This window comes from Pseudomonas entomophila (assembly GCF_029478665.1).
Taxonomy (GTDB): domain Bacteria; phylum Pseudomonadota; class Gammaproteobacteria; order Pseudomonadales; family Pseudomonadaceae; genus Aquipseudomonas; species Aquipseudomonas entomophila_F.
In genome coordinates, this window is record NZ_JARPQB010000002.1 from 100266 (window position 1) to 119430 (window position 19165).

Sequence of the window (19165 nt, forward strand, 5' to 3'; positions counted from 1 at the left end):
ATAACCACGAGGGTCAGCGGCAAGGCAACAAAAAGAAAAACTTTATGGGATCCGTCTGGATGTCTTCGCCTGCCCCATCACATTGAAAGAACATGAAGTTTAAAATCTAAACAATTGATATTTATTATTTTTATCTCGAAACCTAAACAAAAACATGAAGTGATCGTTACGCCCCTTGACCTTAAAGTGGCCTTTAAAGTTAAGGTCATATCCGAGCACCGCTGTTCACCACCGGCGACTACGCTCCTCCCACCTTCCCGACAGATCGAAGGACACAGCATGCAAACCATCCTGGGCGCGACCGGCCAGATTGCCGTGGAACTGGCGCGCGAGTTGGCCGCCCACTACACCCAAGACCTGCGCCTGGTCAGCCGCAACCCGCGCAAGGTCAACGCCACCGACACCCTGGTGAAGGCCGATCTGCTGGATGCCCAACAGACCGCCGATGCCGTCAAAGGCAGCAATACTGTCTATTTCACCGCAGGCTTGCCACCGGACACCACGCTCTGGGAAACGCAGTTCCCGGTCATGCTGCGTCATGCCCTCGACGCGGCCCGGGCGGCCAACGCCCGGTTCGTCTACTTCGACAACACCTACATGTACCCGCAGGATGCTCGCGTGCTGACCGAGGAAACGGCGTTCGCGCCGGTCGGGCGCAAGGGGCAGGTGCGTGCGGCGATGGCGACGCTGGTGCTCGAGGAAATGGCCCGTGGCGAAATTCCGGTGCTTATTGGCCGGGCACCGGAGTTCTATGGGCCTGGAAAGACCCAGAGCATCACCAACACCCTGGTGCTGGACAACATCAAGGCCGGCAAGGTGCCGCGCGTGCCGGTGCGCGACGACACCCGGCGCACGCTCATCTGGACGCCCGACGCCAGCCGCGCGCTGGCGGCGCTGGGCAATGCGCAAGATGCCTATGGCAGCACCTGGCACCTGCCTTGCGACGACCATCGCCTGACCTATCGTCAGCTTGTGGCGCTGGCTGGCGAGATCTGCGGCAGTGATCTTTCGTACAAGGTGCTGGGTAAGTGGACATTGACGGCCGCCGGCCTGGTTTCCCGGCAAGTCCGCGAACTGCAGGAGCTGCTGCCGCGCTATGGGCATGACAACCTGTTCGATTCATCGAAGTTCAGTGAGCGTTTTCCGGCGTTTGAAGTGACGACATACAAGCGTGGGCTGGAACAGGTTCTGCTCGGGACAATGTCTTGAACATCGAGGATAGGACCGAGCGCCGCCCGCGCGGCGCATCGCGGATGAATCCGCTCCTACAGGTTTGTTTCGGGCCAATCATCACAGGAGCGGCACGTTGCAATAGCTGTAGGAGCGGATTCATCCGCGATGCGCCGCGTGAGCGGCGCTCGATCTGGTGAACGCAACAACGCTTCAGGTTGATTTCTCCGCGCATCAGGGTTATCAAGCGCTCCCCATCACCACTCAAGGATGAATCCCCCATGCCCCTGCGCCTCACCCAGGAACAGTTCCTGCGCGCCTTCGAATGCGCCGAACTCAACGGTATCCCCGACCGCGCCACCCTGCTTGCCGAGCTTGAAGACCCCGACATGCGCGAGACGCTCAGCTACTGGAGCGCGCAGTTCTACAAGGCACCGGAGGACCTGGTCTGCGTGGCCGACCTGCAAAGCAAGGAAGAACTGCACTACGTGGCATCGCACCTGAACTGGGACGACGGCCTGGTTGCCCCACGGGCGATTCTCGCCCATCCGTTGTGCGACGCCGGGACCGCCTTGCTGCTCTATTGGTACGGCCAGGGCTGGTGGCATTCCGGCGCCGACGATGCACAGAAGGATGACGCAATCTTCTACGCCCACCTGGTGCGGCGCTTCACCGAAGGCGACTTCAGCACCTGCAGCATCGCCTTCGATCCGTTCGCCGATCAATTCGTGCCGGACCTGGCGACACTGCGCAAACGCGGCTTGCAACTACCGGGTGTGCTGTTCGCCACTTACCGCTGCCAGGTCGTCGAAACCAACCAGGACGCCTACCAGGCCTACCTGGACGAGTGGCAAGCGCGCCACGCCCAAGGTTAAGAAGCTGCGCGGGAATCACTTCGCGCTCGGGGTCACCAGTTCAGTCTCGCTGCTGTCGAGCACGAACACCGCCATCAGCCGCGCGGGCTTGGTATCGCTGGCATTGGCGCTGACCGCATGAAACGCGCCTGGCGCCTCGTACCAGCTCTCCCCGACCTTGTAGGTGCGCGCCGGCTCACCATCGACACTGCTGCGGATCTCGCCCTCGAGGACGGTGGCATAGATGAAGGCCGATTTCGGGTGCCGGTGCGAAGGCGACGCCGCGCCGGGCCCATAATCGACGATCACACCCTTCATGCTTTTGCCAGGCACGTTCGGCAACGGCTGGTCGAAAACCACGGAGACCTTGCTCGCCGGGCGTGCATCAGCGGCAACCCCCCACGCCGAAACGGCTGCGGCAATGAGCGCGGCCAAGCTGGCGGCCATCAGTTTCTTGCTGGACATGGTGTTCTCCTTCGATTGGATGAGTGTGGGCTGGCCCCGTCAGGAACGCGCCAGCCAGTCCTCGAAACGCGTCACGCCCAACCGGGCGTGCTGGCCTGGGGTCAGTGACTGGTCGTCGAGCTCGGCGCCGAAATAGCAGGCATGGACGTCGGGCACCACCTTGCGTGGGTCACCGGTCAGGCGCAGGTAGCGGCGAATCAGTTCATCGAGCGGCACGGCCTCCGGGCCGGCGATTTCCAGGGTGGCGTTGGCGGGCACTGCAAGCGCCACCTCGGCCAGCGCCGCCACCACGTCGTCCGAGGCCATGGGTTGGATCAATGCCGGTGACACACGCACTTCATCGGCCACGGTCGCCGCCTGGGCGATGCCCCCGACGAATTCGAAGAACTGGGTGGCCCGCACCAGGGTGTAGGGCATGCCGGATGCCTTGATCAGCGCCTCCTGCGCCACTTTTGCGCGGAAGTAGCCATTCTCGGGCAGGCGCTCGCTGCCAACGATCGACAAGGCGACGTGATGCCCGACGCCGGCAGCCTTTTCCGCCGCCAGCAGGTTGCCGGTGGCCGTCTGGAAGAAGTCGAGCACGGCCTGGTCCTCCCAGGACGGCGCGTTGGCGACATCGACCACCACCTGGGCGCCGTCCATGGCCTCGGCCAGGCCCAGGCGGGTAATGCTGTCGATGCCGGTACTGGGGGCCGCGGCGATCACCTCGTGGCCGCTGCCGCGCAACCGCGCGACCAGTTTCGATCCAATGAGGCCGGTGCCTCCAATGATGACGAGTTTCATGGGGTCTCTCCGCAGGTTCGATCGCGGCCGTTGCCGTCGATACCCCTGAACGATGCGCCATGCTGCGTGAAGGGTCCTTGCGTCAACCTTGGATTTTTCTTGGAATACCCCTGCATCCACGTCCATTGCCAGCCCTTGGTCAGCCACGGTGCAGGCCGTTTCACCGTGCCTTATCATCGAGGGTCGACATCATCCATCGGCAGCCTGGGAAACACCGTGCAGTTCATGTTTGAAGAGTACGTGCTCGATCAGCAACGCCGGGAACTGACCCTGCGCGGGCAAGCCGTGACCATCACCCCGCAAGCCTTCGACTTGCTGCTGCAACTGGTCGACAACCAGGACCGCGTGGTCAGCAAGGATGAGCTGCTGCAGGCGGTCTGGGGCGGCCGTATCGTGTCGGAATCGACCATCACCAGCCATGTCAACGCGGTGCGCCGGGCCATTGGCGACTCAGGCTCGGAGCAGCGCCTGTTGCGCACGGTGGCCCGCAAAGGCTATCGCTTCGTCGGCGATATCCGGCAGATCCCGGATGGCCTGGGCGACGAACCTCCGGCGCCCCCTGCGCAACCGCGTCTCGAATTCCCGGACAGGCCTTCGATCACGGTGCTGCCCTTCCAGAACCTCAGTGGCGACCCCACGCAGGACTATTTCGCCGACGGCGTGGTCGAGGACATCATCACCGCCCTCTCGCGGATCCGTTGGCTGTTCGTGATCGCCCGCAACTCCAGCTTCACCTACAAAGGCCAGCACGTGGACATCGCCAGCGTCAGCCGCCAGTTCGGCGTGCGCTATGTGCTCGAGGGCAGCGTGCGCAAAGCCGGTAACCGGATCCGCATCACCGGCCAGCTGATCGACGCCAGCGCTGGCACACATTTGTGGGCCGAACGCTTCGAAGGGGAACTCGACGACCTTTTCGAATTGCAGGATCGGATCGCCGAGAGCGTGGTGGGCGCGATCGCCCCACAACTCGAGCGGGCCGAGATCGAGCGGGCCAAGCGCAAGCCCACCGCGAGCCTCTGCGCCTACGATTACTACCTGCGCGGCACCGCGAAGCTGCACAAGGGCACGCGCGAAGCCATCGAGGCGGCCTTGCCGCTGTTTCACCAGGCCATCGAGCGCGACCCGGAATTCGCTTCGGCCTACGGCATGGCGGCGTGGTGCCACTTCTGGCGCAAGCTCAACGGCTGGATGGTTGATCGGCCGGGGGAGATCGCCGAGGGCACCCGCCGGGCGAGGCTAGCCGTGGAGCTGGGCCGTGACGATCCCGTGGCGTTGACCCGCGCCGGCCATGCCTTGGCGCACTTGGCCGGCGACCTCGACGGTGGTATCGCCCTGCTCGATCGGGCGCGCCTGCTCAACCCCAACCTCGCGCCCGCCTGGTACCTGGGCGGGATCCTGCGCGCGCTGCGTGGCGAGACCGAGGTCGCGATCGACAACCTCGCCCATGCCGCGCGCTTGAGCCCGGTGGACCTGGAGATGTTCCGGATTCAGGTGGGCATGGCCATCGCCCACTTCTTCGCCGGGCGCCTCGATACCGCCCTGGGCTGGGCCGAAAAGGCCTTGTACAACCTGCCGGCCCTGCTCCCGGCGCAGGTGGTGGTCGCTGCCTGCCATGCGCTCGAAGAGCGCCAGGGCGAGGCCCGGCAGGCGTTGGCGATCGTGCGGCGGTTGGCGCCAGCGTTATGTGTGTCCCGGTTGAGGGAGTGGCTGCCGATTCATCGGGACGAGGATTTCGAGCGTCTGGCCGAAGGGTTGAGGCGTGCTGGATTGCCGGAGTGATCGTCAGGGAAGGTGCGGTGTTCATGAGATCGAGCGCCGCCTGCGCGGCGCATCGCGGATGAATCCGCTCCTACAGGTTTGTTGCAATCGAAGGAGCGGACTCGCCGCCCAGCCGCCGAGGCAGCCTTCGGCGGATGCCCATTGAAACAAGAACAAATACCTGTACAAGACTATTGACCTGTACAGATATTGACCTAGGCTTCTCCTATACCTGTACAAAACAATTTCGCTGTACAGGTTTACCTGGAGCGGCCTATGTCAGCGTATCTGCAGCGATTCGCCGAAGCCTTCGCCAGCCTTGACGGACAACGCCTCGACGCCCTGGGAACCCTGTACAGCGCAGATGTGACCTTCAGGGACCCACTGCACCAGATCCACGGCCTGCCCGCCTTGCGCGCCTACTTTACCCAGCTCTACGCCAACGCCCACGATATCCGCTACTCCTTTTCCAGCATTGATGAAGTGCGGCCCGGCCAAGGGTACCTGCAGTGGTCACTGCAGTTCCGCCATCCGCGCCTGGCCAACGGCCGGCCGATCCGCCTGCCGGGCTGCAGCTACCTGCGATGGCATGGCCGGGTTCACTTCCATCAGGACTACTTCGATGTCGGCGCCCTGCTCTACGAGCATGTTCCGGTCATGGGCGGCGCCATCCGCTGGCTCAAGGGGCGGCTGACATGAGCCGCTGCTGGTTGACCGGCGCCAGTAGCGGCATCGGCGCGGCGTTGGCCCGGCTCCTGCTCGAGCAAGGACACCACGTGGCCCTGGGCGCTCGTCGGCGCGACAGCCTGGTGCCTCTGATGGCGCAATACCCAGCGCAGGTACTGCTGGCCATCGGTGACCTGGATATGCCTGAGCACGTGGCGACTATTGCCGAGCAGATCACCCGACGCTGGGGTGCGCTCGACCTGGTGGTCCTCAACGCCGGCACCTGCGAGTACCTGGAGCCCGGGCAATTCGACCCGGCGCTGCTGGAGCGGGTGGTGCGCACCAACCTGTTCGCGGTCAGCCACTGCCTTGCCGCCGCCCTGCCACTGCTGCGGCTCGGCGAACGGCCACACCTGGTGGTGATGGGAAGCTCGGTCACCTGGCTGGCCCTGCCACGCGCCGGTGCCTATGGCGCCTCCAAGGCGGCCGTGCGCTATCTGCTGGAATCGCTGCGCATTGACCTGGCCAACGAAGGAATCGATGCAACGCTTGTGAGTCCGGGTTTCGTCGACACCCCATTGACCCGGCGCAACGACTTTCCCATGCCCCAGCTCTGGAGTGCCGAGCACGCCGCCCTGCACATCGCCGCGCGCCTGCCGCGGCGGCCCCAGGAGATCAATTTCCCCACCGCCTTCACCCTGCTGCTGCGCCTGCTTGGCGCGCTGCCGGTGCGCTGGCGGCTGAAGCTGGGCCAGCGCCTGGCGCGCAACCCGAAGGGCTAGACCACCATGCGCATCGCCATCATCGGCAGCGGCATCGCCGGCCTGACCTGCGCCTACCTGCTGGCACGCCGGCACGAGGTGACGGTGTTCGAGGCGGCCGACTGGATCGGCGGGCATACCCATACCGTCGAGGTGGCATGGGGTGGCAGGCACTATGCGCTGGACACGGGTTTCATCGTCTTCAACGACCGGACCTATCCGCATTTCATCCGGCTGCTCGACCACCTGAATGTTGCATCGAGGCCCACCCAGATGAGTTTTTCCGTGCATGACCCGCTCACGGGCTTCGAGTACAACGGCCACTGCCTCGCCTCCCTCTTCGCCCAGCGTCGCAACGCGCTGTCTCCCGGCTTCTGGGGCATGCTGCGGGATATCCTGCGCTTCAACCGCCAGGCCAGCGCCGACCTTGACCAGCAGCGTATCGACGAGAGCACTTCCCTTGGCGATTACCTGCAAGTTCAAGGCTACGGGCAACGCTTCATCAAGCACTACATCGTGCCCATGGGCTCGGCAATCTGGTCGATGTCGCGCGCAGACATGCTGGCCTTCCCCTTGCGCTTCTTCATACGCTTCTGCCGCAACCATGGCCTGCTGTCCCTCACCCAGCGCCCGCAATGGCGGGTGATCGAGGGTGGCTCGCAGCGTTACGTCGAGGCATTGTGCCGCACGTTTCCCGACCGAATCAGGCTCAACTGCCCCGTGCGCCGGGTCAGCCGCGACGACGGCGGCGTCACCCTGCTGGGCGGCGCTGGCACGGAGCGCTTCGACACGGTGGTGTTCGCCTGTCACAGCGACCAGGCCCTGGCCCTGCTGGAGTCACCCAGCCCGGAAGAACGCGCCGTGCTGGGCGCCATCACCTACGCCAGCAACGCCGTGGTGCTGCACACCGACACCCGCTTGTTGCCGCACCGCCGCCGGGCGTGGGCAAGCTGGAACTACCGCCTCGGCGGCCCGGAGCAGGCGCCTGCCGCGCTGACCTACGACATGAACATCCTGCAGGGCATCGAAGCACCAGTGACCTTCTGCGTGAGCCTGAACCAAACCGCGCTGATCGACCCGGCTCAGATACTCGCCCGCTTCGACTATGCGCACCCGCAATACAGCCTCACGGCCCTTGCCGCCCAGGCCCGTCAGGGCGAATTGCAGGGGCCCCGGCACAGCTATTTCTGCGGTGCCTACTGGGGCAACGGCTTCCACGAGGACGGCGTGCTCAGCGCGCTGAAGGTGGCCGAGTACTTTGGTGAGCGCCTGTGAACAGCTGCCTCTGCCGGGGCTGGGTCAGCCACCGCCGAATGACCCCGCGCGCCCATGCATTCCGCTACCGGATCGGCATGTTCTATGTGGACCTGGACGAACAACCCCGGCTGCTTGGCCTTTCCCGTTGGCTCGGGCGCTCATGGTGGGCGCCGTTGAGCTGGCGCGAAACCGATTACCTCCCGGCACTGACCGGCCCGGGCCAACCGCTGGCCCAAGCGGCCCGCTCGCTGGTTGCCCAGGCCACCGGGCGGCCCCCCGAAGGCGCAGTGCACCTGCTCACCCAGCCGCGCTGCTGGGGGCTGTCGTTCAATCCGGTAAGTTTCTACTTCTGCCATGACCACGATGAACACCTGGCGGCAATCCTGCTGGAAGTACGCAACACGCCCTGGCGCGAACGTTTCCACTATGTGCTGCCGGTGAACGGTGACCCTGCACGCCCGTTCGCCATGGCCAAGGCCCTGCATGTCTCGCCGTTCATGCCAATGGACATGGAGTACCGCCTGCGTTTCCTGCTCGATGCCCAGCGCATACGCATCCACATGGAGAATTGGCATGCCGGGCAGCAGGTATTCGCGGCCGACCTGGCACTGCACCGCCAGCCACTGGATCGCGCAACCCTGCACCAGCACATCCTGGGCTTTCCATGGATGAGCCTGCGCACCCTTTTGGCGATCTACTGGCAGGCCCTGCGCCTGCTGCTCAAACGCATCCCTGTCCACAACCACGCCGCCAGCCAGGGCAACCTGGAGCCCGGCCATCCCAGCGAGGAGCCCGATCATGCCCGATCCGACCCTGAGCGTTAGCAAGTCGGCGGGGCTGAGCCCATGGCTGGGTGGGCTGGCCAGGGTGGCCGTGCTGGCCCACCTGCGTCACCTGCGTCATGGCCACCTGCGGCTGGTCGACGGCGGGCGGCAATGGGCGTTCGGTGACCCCGCCAGCCCCTTGCAGGCCGAAGTGGAGATCCTCGACGACACGGCCTGGGGCCTGGTGGCCAGCAATGGCTCGATCGGCTCAGGGGAGGCATACATCCACGGTTACTGGCGCAGCCCGGACCTGGCAGCCGTCACCCGCCTGTTCGTTGCCAACCTGGAGGTGCTCGACGCCATGGAAGGCGGGCTGGCACGCCTCGGGCGCCCGCTCCTGCGCCTGCTGCACCGGCTCAACCGCAACAGCCGGCGCGGAGCCCGGCGCAACATCATGGCGCACTACGACCTGGGCAACGCCCTGTTCGAGCGGTTGCTCGACCCGACCATGATGTATTCGGCGGCGCAGTTCGACAGCCACGAGCAACCCCTGGAACAGGCCCAGTTGAACAAGCTGGAACGTATCTGCCGGAAGCTCGAACTCAAGCCCCACGAGCACTTGCTGGAAATTGGCAGCGGCTGGGGCAGCCTGGCCATTCACGCCGCCACCCGCCACGGCTGCCGTGTCACCACCACGACCCTCTCTACGGCGCAATACGCGTACACCCTCGAGCGGGTGCGCCGGCTTGGCCTGGAGCAACGGATCACGGTGCTGTGCGAGGACTACCGCGCACTGCGGGGGCGCTTCGACAAGCTGGTGTCGATCGAGATGATCGAGGCGGTCGGCCACCGTTTCCTGCCCACCTACTTCCGCCAGTGCGCCGCGCTGCTCAAGGACGATGGCCTGATGCTGCTGCAGGCCATCACCATCCGCGACCAGCGCTACGCCCAGGCACGGCGCTCGGTGGACTTCATCCAGCGCTACATTTTCCCCGGTGGCGCACTTCCGTCGTTGAGCGTGCTGCTCACCACCGCCAGCCGGCAGACCACGCTGAACCTGGTCCACCTCGAAGACTTCGGCCTGGACTATGCGCGCACCCTGCGCCACTGGCGCGACAACCTGCGCCAGGCGCGCACCGCGCTGACGGAGCTGGGCTACGACGACACCTTCCAACGCCTGTGGGAGTTCTACCTGTGCTATTGCCAGGGTGGCTTCGAAGAGCGCGCCATTGGTGTGGCGCAGTTGCTGTGGGCGGCGCCAACGGCACGTCGGGCGCCGTTGCCGCGCGGCTGAAATGGAGCGCCGCTGGCTGATCGGCAACGCCCTGTGGTTGCAGGCTGGCTGGTGGGGGTGCGTGCTCGGCGCTCGCTGGCCTTGGTTGCTGCTGGTGGTGCCGTGCGGCCTGGCCCTGCACCTGTGGCATTGCCCGCAGCGCGGCGAAGAAGTGCGTGCGCTGATGCGGGTGGCCCCGGCTGGCTGCTTGCTCGACAGCTTGCTGGGCGCACTGGGGGTGTTTCGTTTCGAGCAGTGGCCCCTGCCCCTGTGGCTGGCATTGCTATGGCTGGTATTCGCCAGTGGACTGCGCCATTGCCTGGCTTGGGCAGCGCACCCTGGATGGCGGGCGACCATGCTGGGGCTGGTCGCTGGGCCGTCGACCTATCTGGCCGGCGCCGGGCTGGCCGGTGTCGATTTGCCATTAGGGTCTTGCGGCACGGCCCTGCTGCTGGCGCCGGTCTGGGCATTGGCCCTGCCCCTTGCATTGCGCCTGGCACTGTAGCCACGCGCACGTTCGGCGGTGTCAATGGAATGCCCAATCAAGAGAGCCAGCCTCTCAACGTCGCTGGCATGTCCACCGTGATCTTGGTTGCGGCGCAGATGCACACATGGGTCACCGAACACCGGAAGGCGGGCTGGCCATCCTCCACGCGCCCCTCGACCAGGAAGGTAAACGAACTGCTCCCCAATTTTTCAACGCTGACTTTGATGTGCAGAACATCGTCCCATGTCACGGGGCTCAGCAGTTCCAATGACATGGCTCGCACGGGCGGCAGGATATCAAGCGCCATGAGGTTCCTGAGCCCAGGCGCCCCGGCCCAGGTGTCCAGTGCCGAGTAGATCGCTTCGACGACGAAAAATGAGTATTGAGGCGTGTAGACAACCCCGGCGGGGTCGCAATCGCCGAATAGCACCGCGCGGGTGACAACGATGGGAGTAGGCATAAGGAAACCTTGCTAAAGCGTAAATATAATCAAAGCCAAATGCGCATTGCTATCGAAAAGTACAATACCCACTGCTCCACAGAAAAAATTTCAACAAATTTAAGCGAACGCCTCGAAGGATACCAGCCTCTCCATTCGAGTGCTTTTACCCCCGAAAATATTCACTTGAAATAATAATGACGGGAAACCTGAAACAATGGTCCCAATTAACCTGAAACAATAGTTCCAACTCGCACGCATTCTCTTATCATGATCGACGGCACAAATCTACAAGTCACCCGCATTTCATGACATTGCATTCATTGAGATGATCGATATACTTCGTCGCGCCGCCAATACCACCAAAACTTTCCGCCGCAACATAAAGTGGATTGCCGCGCAGACGCCGGCGCACCTTGTGCCAACATGGAGATTCGAGTTTTGCAAGGGACATCTATGAATATCTTTTATCTTTACTCTGGAACGGAAAACACCACGACCATCTCGTTGGTTGATCGCAAGGGTTATGTTGTTATTGAAAAAGCTATTCATCAGTTCGTCAGCGAATATTCAGCGGCGCGCGGCGAGTGCTGCGTCATCCTGATAGCCTCCGACCAACTCGCGGATGTAGAGCAGGTATTGGAAGCCCTCAAAAACCCGGGTTTGCTGGTGAGCACCCGCGCCGTGCTGCTCAGTGATGCCCCTGACGTTTGCGCGCTGGGAGACTCGGTAAAATACGACGTACAAGATGTAATCTCGCCGCGTTCAACGCTCGCCGACATAGAAAAAGTCATAGAAAAAGCGATTTTTGCCTTTACCACCCTGCAGTCCAAGCACAACATCAAAGAGTTCTACCTGGACAACAAGTTCAATGAAGTCTTCGACTGGTTTGAACAGTCGCGTTGGGAGTGGTCCGAAATCGGTGACTTTTCCGATATCGACCGTAGCCTGTTGACGGATGAAGACATTCAGTTGCTGCACGACGGTGCCGTGGTCGAACACACCACCTTGCCGGGGTCGCATAACTTTCTCAATGAATGGCGCGATGAATTCGGCTTCTCCACCTGGTCGTTGATGTGGGGGGCGGAAGAGGCACGCCATGCGCTGGTCCAGGCAAAGTATCTCAAGCACCTGGGGATCGAGGTCAGGTCCAAGCACGCCATGTTTACCCGCAAGCCTTATGAAGTGGGTGACTACCCGTCGGCCACCTTGATGATGAACGTGATTTCCGAATACCGCGCGGCCAACTATTACAGCCAGCGGGCACACCGCACCCAGGAGCCCACGCTGAAGAAAATCTGGCGGTTGTTGAGCAAAGATGAAGCACGCCATGCGAAAGCGTTTTATATCTTCTGCAAAGAACTCTGTGATGAAAACGATACCAACTTGTTGGAAGCGCTGAAGATGGCCTATGTCTGGTTGATCGATGCCGACTACGGGGTCAAGCATCCGGCTGGACTGTTCTTCCCCAATGCCGACTCGCCGGATTCGGTCAAAACCATCGAGCAGGATGTTGTCGGCGACAACGACAACGAACGTGGCGATGCCTTTGTCTACCGGGCACTGCGCAACTTGACCGGCAACAAGGACATCATCGACACGCGCTCTTTGAAAAATGAAATTCGCGCCAGAATGTAGGGCCTATCAATGAGCGCAAGCCTGAATGAAACATGGGACAGTCGTTCGAACTGTTTCGGTTGCAGCGAAACCAATGATATCGGCCTGAAGCTCAGCTTCGACGATCACGCCACGCACGTCAGCACCCCTCTCCTGCTGGGTCGCGCCTATGAGTCTTACCCCGGCATTGTTCACGGCGGCATTGTCTCCACCGTGCTCGATGAATGCATGGGCAGAGCCATCATGGTGTTCACGGGAAAGATGGCCGTCACGATGGGGCTGCGTGTCAGGTTCATCGGCATCTGCGAGTCCGATCGCCCCTACCAGGCCAGCGGGCACATTCTCTCGACCGTGGGCAACATCATCAAGGCCGAGGCACGCATCGTGACGGCCGACGGCCACTTGATCGCCATTGGCGAGGCGTCCTGGATGGTCATCGAAGCCGCCGATGCGTTGAGTGGAAAGAGCAAGGTCCCGCCTAGGACCTTGGGATACATAAAACAGGAGTTGGATAAAAATGGAGCATGTTGTGAACGAACTTGAACTGGATATCTTCCAGATCATCACTCGGGTTGTCGGCCTCCAGGACGATGGGGTTTCGAAGGAAACCAGCATCCGCGGGCTGGGCATCACCTCGATGAAAATCGTCGAAATGATCCTGCTCATCGAGAAGAAGTACGGCATCGAACTGCCTGACGATGCCACCTACACCATTGACACAGCGTCCCAACTCGTGGATTGCGTCCGCCAACTGATCAACGAGAAAAACGCCCAGCCCGTCGAGGCTTGAGCCACGCCAAACGTGTCTGGTCACGTCGGCCGATGCGACCAGACGCAGGCGCGTGATCGATCAAGGAATGATATGAAAACAATTCTAGAGGCCTTGGCGGTTGCCGCCGCGCTTCCTGGCGGCCGTGGTTTCCACGCTCTGAAAAATGGCAAGGTGAGCGCCAGCCTGAGCTATGCCGAACTGCAACAGCGTGCTGAGAAAAGAGGCGCTCAACTGCGCCGCGAGCTCGAATTGGGCGAGCGTGTGGGGCTGATCTTTTTCAACGAAACAGACTTCATCGAGCTGTTTTTCTCGATCATGATCGCAGGCGCGGTGCCGGTCCCGATCGCCCCGCCGCAACCGTTCTCGCCGCTCAATGGGTTCTACAGGCGTGTTGGCTTGATTGCGCGTCAGTCATCGATCAAACGCTTTTTCGTGTCGACCTCCATCAGCGAGGACGTTCGCGAGACCTTGGGCGTTGACACCGCCTCCGTCGTCCAGACGATTGACGAGCACAACGTTGCCGTGACATGCGGAGAGCCGATCCCCTGCGATCACTCCGAGACCCGTTGCGAGGTCGCACTGGTCCAATACACCTCAGGCAGCACGTCGGACCCCAAAGGGGTGGTCGTGTCGCACAGCAACCTCATCCTGAACGTGCTCGCCATGCGCGAATCGTTCGCCATGAGCCCGACGTCCTCTGGCGTGACATGGCTGCCCTTCTTTCATGACATGGGCTTGATCGGCGGGTTGTTGCTGCCGATCGCCTCCGGGTCGGACGCATACATCATGCGAACCGCTGAATTCATAAAGTCCCCCCTGTTGTGGTTGAAAGCCATCTCTGATTTCTCGTTGGAAATTTCCCCGGCCCCCAACTTCGCCTACCGATACTGCCTCGAACGTCATGACCCTCAAGCGCCCTTGCAGCTGGATCTGAGCAGATGGCGCTCGGCAACCAGCGGCGCGGAGCCCATCAATCCGGGTGTCATGCGTGCGTTTTCGCAAGTGTTCGAGCCCCATGGTTTCAACCCCGCCGCGATCATGCCGTTGTATGGCATGGCGGAAGCCACCTTGGGCGCCACGTTTTCAACGCTGGGGCAAGGTATGCGAAGCGTCTTCGTAGACCGCGATGCCTTGCGCCAGGGCAACGTCTCGGTCGTCGCCGAAGGTGCCCCTGGCGCCAAGGAGGTTGTCTGCTGTGGCACACCTATCAGGCACGTTGCCGTGGCCATCCATGCCGAAGGGTCAGCCCCGTCGGCTACCCCCCTGCTGCTCGGTGAGATTGCCCTCAAAGGCGAATCGGTATGCAGTGCCTACGACAACGATCCCGCCAATACCGCAAGCATGCTCAGGGATGGCTGGTTCATGACCGGAGACGTGGGCTTCCTGTACAACGACAACCTCTATGTCGTAGGCCGGAACAAAGAAGTCATCATCATCCATGGTTCGAACTATTTCGCCAACGACATCGAAAGCTGCTGTGCCGAGGCCCCGGGCGTTCGCGGCGTGGCCGCCATTGCGCTGGTCGACTCGGACGAGGAAGGCTGCGCCCTGCTCGTGGTGCCAGCCAAAGGCACGGACCCGGCATACCTGGCCACCACCCTGCGACGCAAGATAAGTGGCGAGTTGGGCATCAATGTCCGCGACATCCAGTTCATCCAGGCCAGCCACCTGCTCAAGACCACGAGTGGCAAGATCGACCGCGCCAGGATGAAAGCTTTCTACATCGACACCTTCCTGACACCCATGGAGACTGCCGCGCCATGAACCTGTTCTTTCGCTTGCTGTGCCTGTTGCTGGTGGCGCTGTTGTCGCGTGGGAAAAAAGCGGAAAGCTATCGTCAGCCATCGACCCTTCGGCTGACCGTCGCTGCGCTGGATATCGATTTGAACATGCACATCAACAATGGCCGCTACCTCTCCTTGGCCGACCTGGGCAGAATCCAGTTCTTGCACAAGACAGGCGTGCTGCCAGGTATCCTGAAAAACCGCTGGATGCCCTTGGTGGGGAGTGTCGACATTGACTACAAGAAGTCGATCAAGCTGTTCCAGCGCTTCCATATCAAGACTGAACTGATGTACTGGGACGAGAAATGGTTTTATTTCCAGCACACATTCATCGTCAACGGCACGATTTCGGCGGTGGCAAACGTCAAATCGCTGCTGATCGACCGTTCACGCAAGACCGTGCCGCCAGCTGCGGTCTTTGCGCTGCTGGGCGACATCCCCACCCCACCCGAACTGCCCGAGAGCATTGCCGGCTGGGTGGCGGCCAAGGCCCCACGCCCTACCGCTTGAGCCCGGCCAGGCGCGGGACGCTTCACGTACATGCGGCCATGCGTACTGGCTACCTGGAAAACCTGTCCATCGATTCACTCGGCTGCTGAATCTTTGACGAGTGCCTTGTATCCTTGCCTGATTCGGAAAATAGCCTTGTGCCATGGCCATCAGGCAATGGCTGCCGCCACTGGCACTTAGACTTCCCTCCAGGTACTGACGTGAAGCGTGACATCCACCTTGTGTTCCTCCTGTTATTGGTCATCGCCTGTTCGCTGGCATCATTGACACTGTGGAAGGTGGTGGCTTCACGGGAACGGGCGCTGGAGGACATCAACACCCACAGCCTCAACTTGACCCAGGCCCTGGCTACCTATTCCGAAGGTATCGTCAAGCAAAGCTCGATGATCCTCCTCGGCCTGGTCGAGCGCCTGGAGACGGAGGGCAGCGGAGTGGTCCAGATCGAGCGCCTGAGCCAGTTGGTCAGCCGCCAGCAGCCCCTGATGCCGCAGATGAGCGGTGTCACCATCTACGACAGGGACGGTCGCTGGCTGATGTCCTCCAACCGGCCAATCCCGGCAGGCGCCAACAGCAGCGACCGCGCCTATTTCATCCATCACCGCGACGACCCGTCCCCCGAGCCCTTCATCGGCCCGCCGATCCGCAGCCGCTCCAACCAGGAGTGGGTGATCACCGTCAGCCGTCGGTTCAATGGCCCGGACGGCGAATTTGCCGGCGTGGTGGCGGTGACCCTGGGGATCGAGAACTTCCTGCGCCTGTTCGGCAAGATCGACGTGGGCCAGGACGGCGCGATCGGCCTGTCGCATACCGACGGTTCGCTGCTGGTGCGTTACCCGTTCCGCGAGCAGGACATGGGCCGCAATTTCTCCAAGTCGCCGATCTATGCCAAGTACCTGGTCGATCAGTCGGTGGGCACCGCGTCGTTCACCTCCAGCCTGGACGGCGTGGAGCGGTTGTACGCCTTTCGCAAGAGCGACAGGCTGCCGCTGCTGACCACGGTGGCCCTGGGCAAGCGCGAGGCGCTGGCGGCCTGGCGGCTGGAGGCGTTGCTGTCGCTGCTGGTGGTCGCCGGCCTGCTGGCCCTGACCGGGGTCATCGGCTGGATGCTGATCCGCGCTATCCGCCGGCGCATCACAGTGCAGGATCAGTTGCGGGAGGCGCAACAACAGTTGCTCGTCAGCAACCAGCAGCTCGAACGCCTGGCGATGAACGATGCGCTGACGGGCCTGGCCAACCGGCGCCGCTTCGACGAAACGCTGGCCCTGGAGGCCCGTCGGGCCCAGAGGGACGACACATCGCTGGCCTTGCTGATGGTCGATATCGACCACTTCAAGCGCTACAACGACACCTATGGCCACCCTGCCGGTGATGCCTGCCTGCAACGGGTCGCCCAGGTGCTGGCGGCGTGCATCCGCCGCCCTACCGACCTGCTGGCCCGCTACGGTGGCGAGGAAATGGCCGTGATCCTGCCCAACACCGACAGTGTCGGCGCGGCGGTGGTCGCGCAGCAGATGCTCGCTCGGTTGGCGCTTGAAGCGATCGTTCATCAGGGCAGCCCCTTCGCGCGGGTCACGGTGAGTATCGGTGTGGTCAGCGTTCCGGGGCCTGCACTGGATGGCTGGCAATCGTTGCTCGGCTCGGCGGACCAGGCGCTCTACCGCGCCAAGGAAGCGGGGCGCAATCGCTTGCAGATCGGCGAGTGCAGGCCCGTTGGCGCAAATCAATGACACGGTCACCGCAGAGCGGCGCCTCAGGCGGCCGGCTCGACCTGGGGGCCTGGCACATTCGTCCCCACGCCTTCAGGCAAGTACGGACGAATCTCCTCCAGTTCGTCGCTGCCCAGCCGTACCTGCATGGCCGCCAACAACCCCTCCACTTGCGCCGGACGCCGGGCACCGACGATAGCGCCCGTCACCACCGGCGCCCGCAGTACCCAGGCGATGGCCACCGCCGCGGCACTCACGCCGTGCCGCGCACCGATCTGCGCCAGGACCTCTACCAACGCCAGGTTCTTGCTCAGGCGAGGCTCCTGGAAGTCCGCGCTGCGTGATTTGCGCCAGTCATCCGCGGGCAACTGTGCAATCCGCTCGCGCGTCATGCTCCCGGCCAGCAGTCCGGACTGGAGGGTGGAATAGGCGATGACACCGATCCTGGCGGCCTCGCAATACGGCAGGATCTGTCCTTCGACATCGCGCATGAGCGCCGAGTACGGCGGCTGCAGGCAAGCGATCTCGGTCACCGCCTGGGCCCGTTCGAGTTGTGCGACATCGAAATTCGACACCCCGATCGCGCGAATCTTGCCCTGCTCTTTTGCCTTGGCCAAGGTGGCCAGGCCTGCCTCGATACCCTCACTGCTGCCGCCCGGCGGAAATGCCGGCCAGTGGATCTGGTAGAGATCGATCACCTCGACCGCCAGCCGCCGAAGGCTGTCCTCGATTTCTGTCATCAGTGATCGCGGTGCAAGCGAGTGGGAAATCTCACCGGTCGCACGGTCCCACACCAGGCTGCCCTTGGTAAACACCAGCGGGCGGCGCGAGCCCGGCAGCTTGCGCAGCAACTGCCCGACCACAGCCTCGGCATGGCCCAGCCCGTACACCGCCGCGGTGTCGATCCAGTTCACGCCCCGCGCCACCGCATGCTCCAGCGCCGCCAGGCTATCGGCGTCATCCTGCGCGCCCCAGCTGTACGCCCAGCCCTGCCCGGCCATGGCCCACGTTCCCATCCCGATGGGCGAAACCCACAAATCAGAGGTCCCCAGACGCTTCTTCTGCATAACCACCTCGTTTCAATGAAGGTACACAGTATCGAGGCGCCCAATACCAACGATAAGATAGGCAATCCAACACGAACTACTGAAGCAGGCTCATGAAAACACACTGCGACCTTTCCGAACTCGACGCTTTCGCGGCGGTCGCCCGACACCGCAGTTTTCGCAAGGCGGCGGATGAACGAGGTGTGTCGCCGTCGGCCCTGAGCCACGCCATGCGGGCCCTGGAACAACGCCTGGGGGTGCGCCTGCTCAACCGCACCACGCGCAGTGTGACGCCCACGCAAGCCGGGGACGAACTGCTGGCCACGCTGCAGCCCGCCTTGGCGGACGTCGTTGCCGCGCTGCAGAAGCTGACAGCCCGTCAGCAGGTCCCCACCGGCAATCTGCGGCTGAACGTCTCGCGCGCTGCCGCACGCCTCGTCATCGGGCCTTTGCTGGCCCCGTTCATGGCGGCTTACCCGCGTATCAACGTGGAACTGGTCGCCGACGATGGGCTGGCCGACATCGTGGCCGAAGGGTTCGATGCGGGGGTGCGCTTTGGTGAAAGCCTTGCCGGCGACATGATTGCCGTTCCGATCGGTCCCCCCCAGGTCTTCGTCACCGTGGCCGCGCCCGGGTATCTCGAGGCCCATGGTGTGCCACGGTCACCGCGCGACTTGCTTGAGCACCGCTGTATCGGCAGGCGTTTTCCCAGCGGCAAGCTCTACGCCTGGGAGTACCTGGCCAACGGGCAACCCACACGCCTGGCAGTGCCGGGAACATTGGTGCTGGAAGATGACGGGCTGATGGTCCAGGCAGCGAAGGATGGCGCAGGGATTGCCTATGTGTATGAGCAGTTGGCCAGGGAAGACCTGGCCCTTGGGCCGTTGCGGGAAATCCTCGCCGACTGCAAAGCCCTGCCCAGCCGGTTCTTCATCTACTACGCCAGCCGGCGCCACGTGCCGCCAGCGCTCCAGGCATTCATCGCGTTCGCGCGTGAGCGCACTGCGCCATGACCGCTCGCGCGTTGGCAACGAGGGGCCGGCTCACCCGACA

General features: G+C 62.8%; 21 protein-coding genes. 16 read left to right on the forward strand and 5 right to left on the reverse strand.

Annotated elements, in window-relative coordinates; all coding sequences use genetic code 11:
• Positions 1–279: 279 nt before the first annotated feature.
• Positions 280–1209 carry an NAD-dependent epimerase/dehydratase family protein gene (locus P5705_RS01895; RefSeq protein ID WP_277459303.1) on the forward strand — a complete coding sequence of 310 codons (930 nt, stop codon included), beginning with the start codon at positions 280–282 and terminating at the stop codon, positions 1207–1209.
• A 242-nt stretch (positions 1210–1451) separates the two neighbouring features.
• Positions 1452–2045, forward strand: a complete 594-nt coding sequence (locus P5705_RS01900; protein ID WP_277459304.1) for a DUF4274 domain-containing protein — start codon at positions 1452–1454, stop codon at positions 2043–2045.
• A gap of 15 nt (positions 2046–2060) precedes the next feature.
• Here P5705_RS01900 and P5705_RS01905 read toward each other — a convergent pair whose 3' ends face one another.
• Complete coding sequence (locus tag P5705_RS01905) at positions 2061–2489, reverse strand: cupin domain-containing protein (protein ID WP_277459306.1); 429 nt, start codon at positions 2487–2489, stop codon at positions 2061–2063.
• A 39-nt stretch (positions 2490–2528) separates the two neighbouring features.
• Positions 2529–3272: an SDR family oxidoreductase gene (locus P5705_RS01910; protein WP_277459307.1), complete on the reverse strand. Its 744-nt coding sequence runs from the start codon at positions 3270–3272 to the stop codon at positions 2529–2531.
• 216 nt (positions 3273–3488) lie between these two features.
• Between P5705_RS01910 and P5705_RS01915 the strand changes: the two genes are divergently transcribed.
• From P5705_RS01915 to P5705_RS01945, 7 genes are all read left to right on the forward strand, one after another.
• On the forward strand, positions 3489–5051 hold the full coding sequence (locus P5705_RS01915) for a winged helix-turn-helix domain-containing protein (protein WP_277459309.1): 1563 nt from the start codon (positions 3489–3491) through the stop codon (positions 5049–5051).
• A gap of 255 nt (positions 5052–5306) precedes the next feature.
• The gene (locus P5705_RS01920; protein ID WP_277459310.1) at positions 5307–5729 is read left to right on the forward strand and encodes a nuclear transport factor 2 family protein; all 423 of its coding nucleotides are present in this window, start codon (positions 5307–5309) and stop codon (positions 5727–5729) included.
• A complete protein-coding gene (locus P5705_RS01925; protein WP_277459311.1) occupies positions 5726–6478 on the forward strand; it encodes an SDR family NAD(P)-dependent oxidoreductase in 753 nt (250 codons plus the stop codon). The genes P5705_RS01920 and P5705_RS01925 overlap by 4 nt, the downstream gene beginning before the upstream one ends.
• 6 nt (positions 6479–6484) lie before the next feature.
• Positions 6485–7732, forward strand: coding sequence for an NAD(P)/FAD-dependent oxidoreductase (locus P5705_RS01930; RefSeq protein ID WP_277459312.1), 1248 nt, complete (start codon positions 6485–6487; stop codon positions 7730–7732).
• Positions 7729–8538 (forward strand): DUF1365 domain-containing protein, encoded by an 810-nt coding sequence (locus tag P5705_RS01935; RefSeq protein WP_277459313.1) that lies wholly within the window; start codon positions 7729–7731, stop codon positions 8536–8538. Before P5705_RS01930 ends, P5705_RS01935 begins: the two co-directional genes overlap by 4 nt.
• The gene (locus P5705_RS01940) at positions 8513–9772 is read left to right on the forward strand and encodes an SAM-dependent methyltransferase (protein ID WP_277459315.1); all 1260 of its coding nucleotides are present in this window, start codon (positions 8513–8515) and stop codon (positions 9770–9772) included. Before P5705_RS01935 ends, P5705_RS01940 begins: the two co-directional genes overlap by 26 nt.
• A 1-nt stretch (position 9773) precedes the next feature.
• Positions 9774–10256 (forward strand): DUF2878 domain-containing protein, encoded by a 483-nt coding sequence (locus tag P5705_RS01945; RefSeq protein ID WP_277459316.1) that lies wholly within the window; start codon positions 9774–9776, stop codon positions 10254–10256.
• Positions 10257–10293: 37 nt separating this feature from the next.
• On the opposite strand, the gene P5705_RS01950 is transcribed toward P5705_RS01945, so the two are convergent.
• Complete coding sequence (locus tag P5705_RS01950; protein WP_277459317.1) at positions 10294–10698, reverse strand: acyl-CoA thioesterase; 405 nt, start codon at positions 10696–10698, stop codon at positions 10294–10296.
• A gap of 274 nt (positions 10699–10972) precedes the next feature.
• Positions 10973–11131, reverse strand: coding sequence for a hypothetical protein (locus P5705_RS01955; RefSeq protein WP_277459318.1), 159 nt, complete (start codon positions 11129–11131; stop codon positions 10973–10975).
• A gap of 2 nt (positions 11132–11133) precedes the next feature.
• Here P5705_RS01955 and P5705_RS01960 point away from each other — a divergent pair, with 2 nt between their 5' ends.
• From P5705_RS01960 to P5705_RS01985, 6 genes are all read left to right on the forward strand, one after another.
• Positions 11134–12315 carry a ferritin-like domain-containing protein gene (locus tag P5705_RS01960; RefSeq protein ID WP_277459320.1) on the forward strand — a complete coding sequence of 394 codons (1182 nt, stop codon included), beginning with the start codon at positions 11134–11136 and terminating at the stop codon, positions 12313–12315.
• A gap of 9 nt (positions 12316–12324) precedes the next feature.
• Positions 12325–12837 (forward strand): PaaI family thioesterase, encoded by a 513-nt coding sequence (locus P5705_RS01965; RefSeq protein WP_277459322.1) that lies wholly within the window; start codon positions 12325–12327, stop codon positions 12835–12837.
• Positions 12824–13084: an acyl carrier protein gene (locus P5705_RS01970; protein ID WP_277459323.1), complete on the forward strand. Its 261-nt coding sequence runs from the start codon at positions 12824–12826 to the stop codon at positions 13082–13084. Before P5705_RS01965 ends, P5705_RS01970 begins: the two co-directional genes overlap by 14 nt.
• 72 nt (positions 13085–13156) lie before the next feature.
• Positions 13157–14830 carry an AMP-binding protein gene (locus P5705_RS01975; protein ID WP_277459324.1) on the forward strand — a complete coding sequence of 558 codons (1674 nt, stop codon included), beginning with the start codon at positions 13157–13159 and terminating at the stop codon, positions 14828–14830.
• Positions 14827–15360 (forward strand): acyl-CoA thioesterase, encoded by a 534-nt coding sequence (locus P5705_RS01980; RefSeq protein ID WP_277459326.1) that lies wholly within the window; start codon positions 14827–14829, stop codon positions 15358–15360. Before P5705_RS01975 ends, P5705_RS01980 begins: the two co-directional genes overlap by 4 nt.
• Before the next feature lie 200 nt (positions 15361–15560).
• Positions 15561–17087 carry a sensor domain-containing diguanylate cyclase gene (locus P5705_RS01985; protein ID WP_277459328.1) on the forward strand — a complete coding sequence of 509 codons (1527 nt, stop codon included), beginning with the start codon at positions 15561–15563 and terminating at the stop codon, positions 17085–17087.
• A 23-nt stretch (positions 17088–17110) separates the two neighbouring features.
• On the opposite strand, the gene P5705_RS01990 is transcribed toward P5705_RS01985, so the two are convergent.
• Positions 17111–18133, reverse strand: a complete 1023-nt coding sequence (locus tag P5705_RS01990; protein ID WP_277459330.1) for an aldo/keto reductase — start codon at positions 18131–18133, stop codon at positions 17111–17113.
• Between the two features lie 92 nt (positions 18134–18225).
• Here P5705_RS01990 and P5705_RS01995 point away from each other — a divergent pair, with 92 nt between their 5' ends.
• Complete coding sequence (locus P5705_RS01995) at positions 18226–19125, forward strand: LysR family transcriptional regulator (RefSeq protein ID WP_277459332.1); 900 nt, start codon at positions 18226–18228, stop codon at positions 19123–19125.
• Positions 19126–19165: the final 40 nt, after the last annotated feature.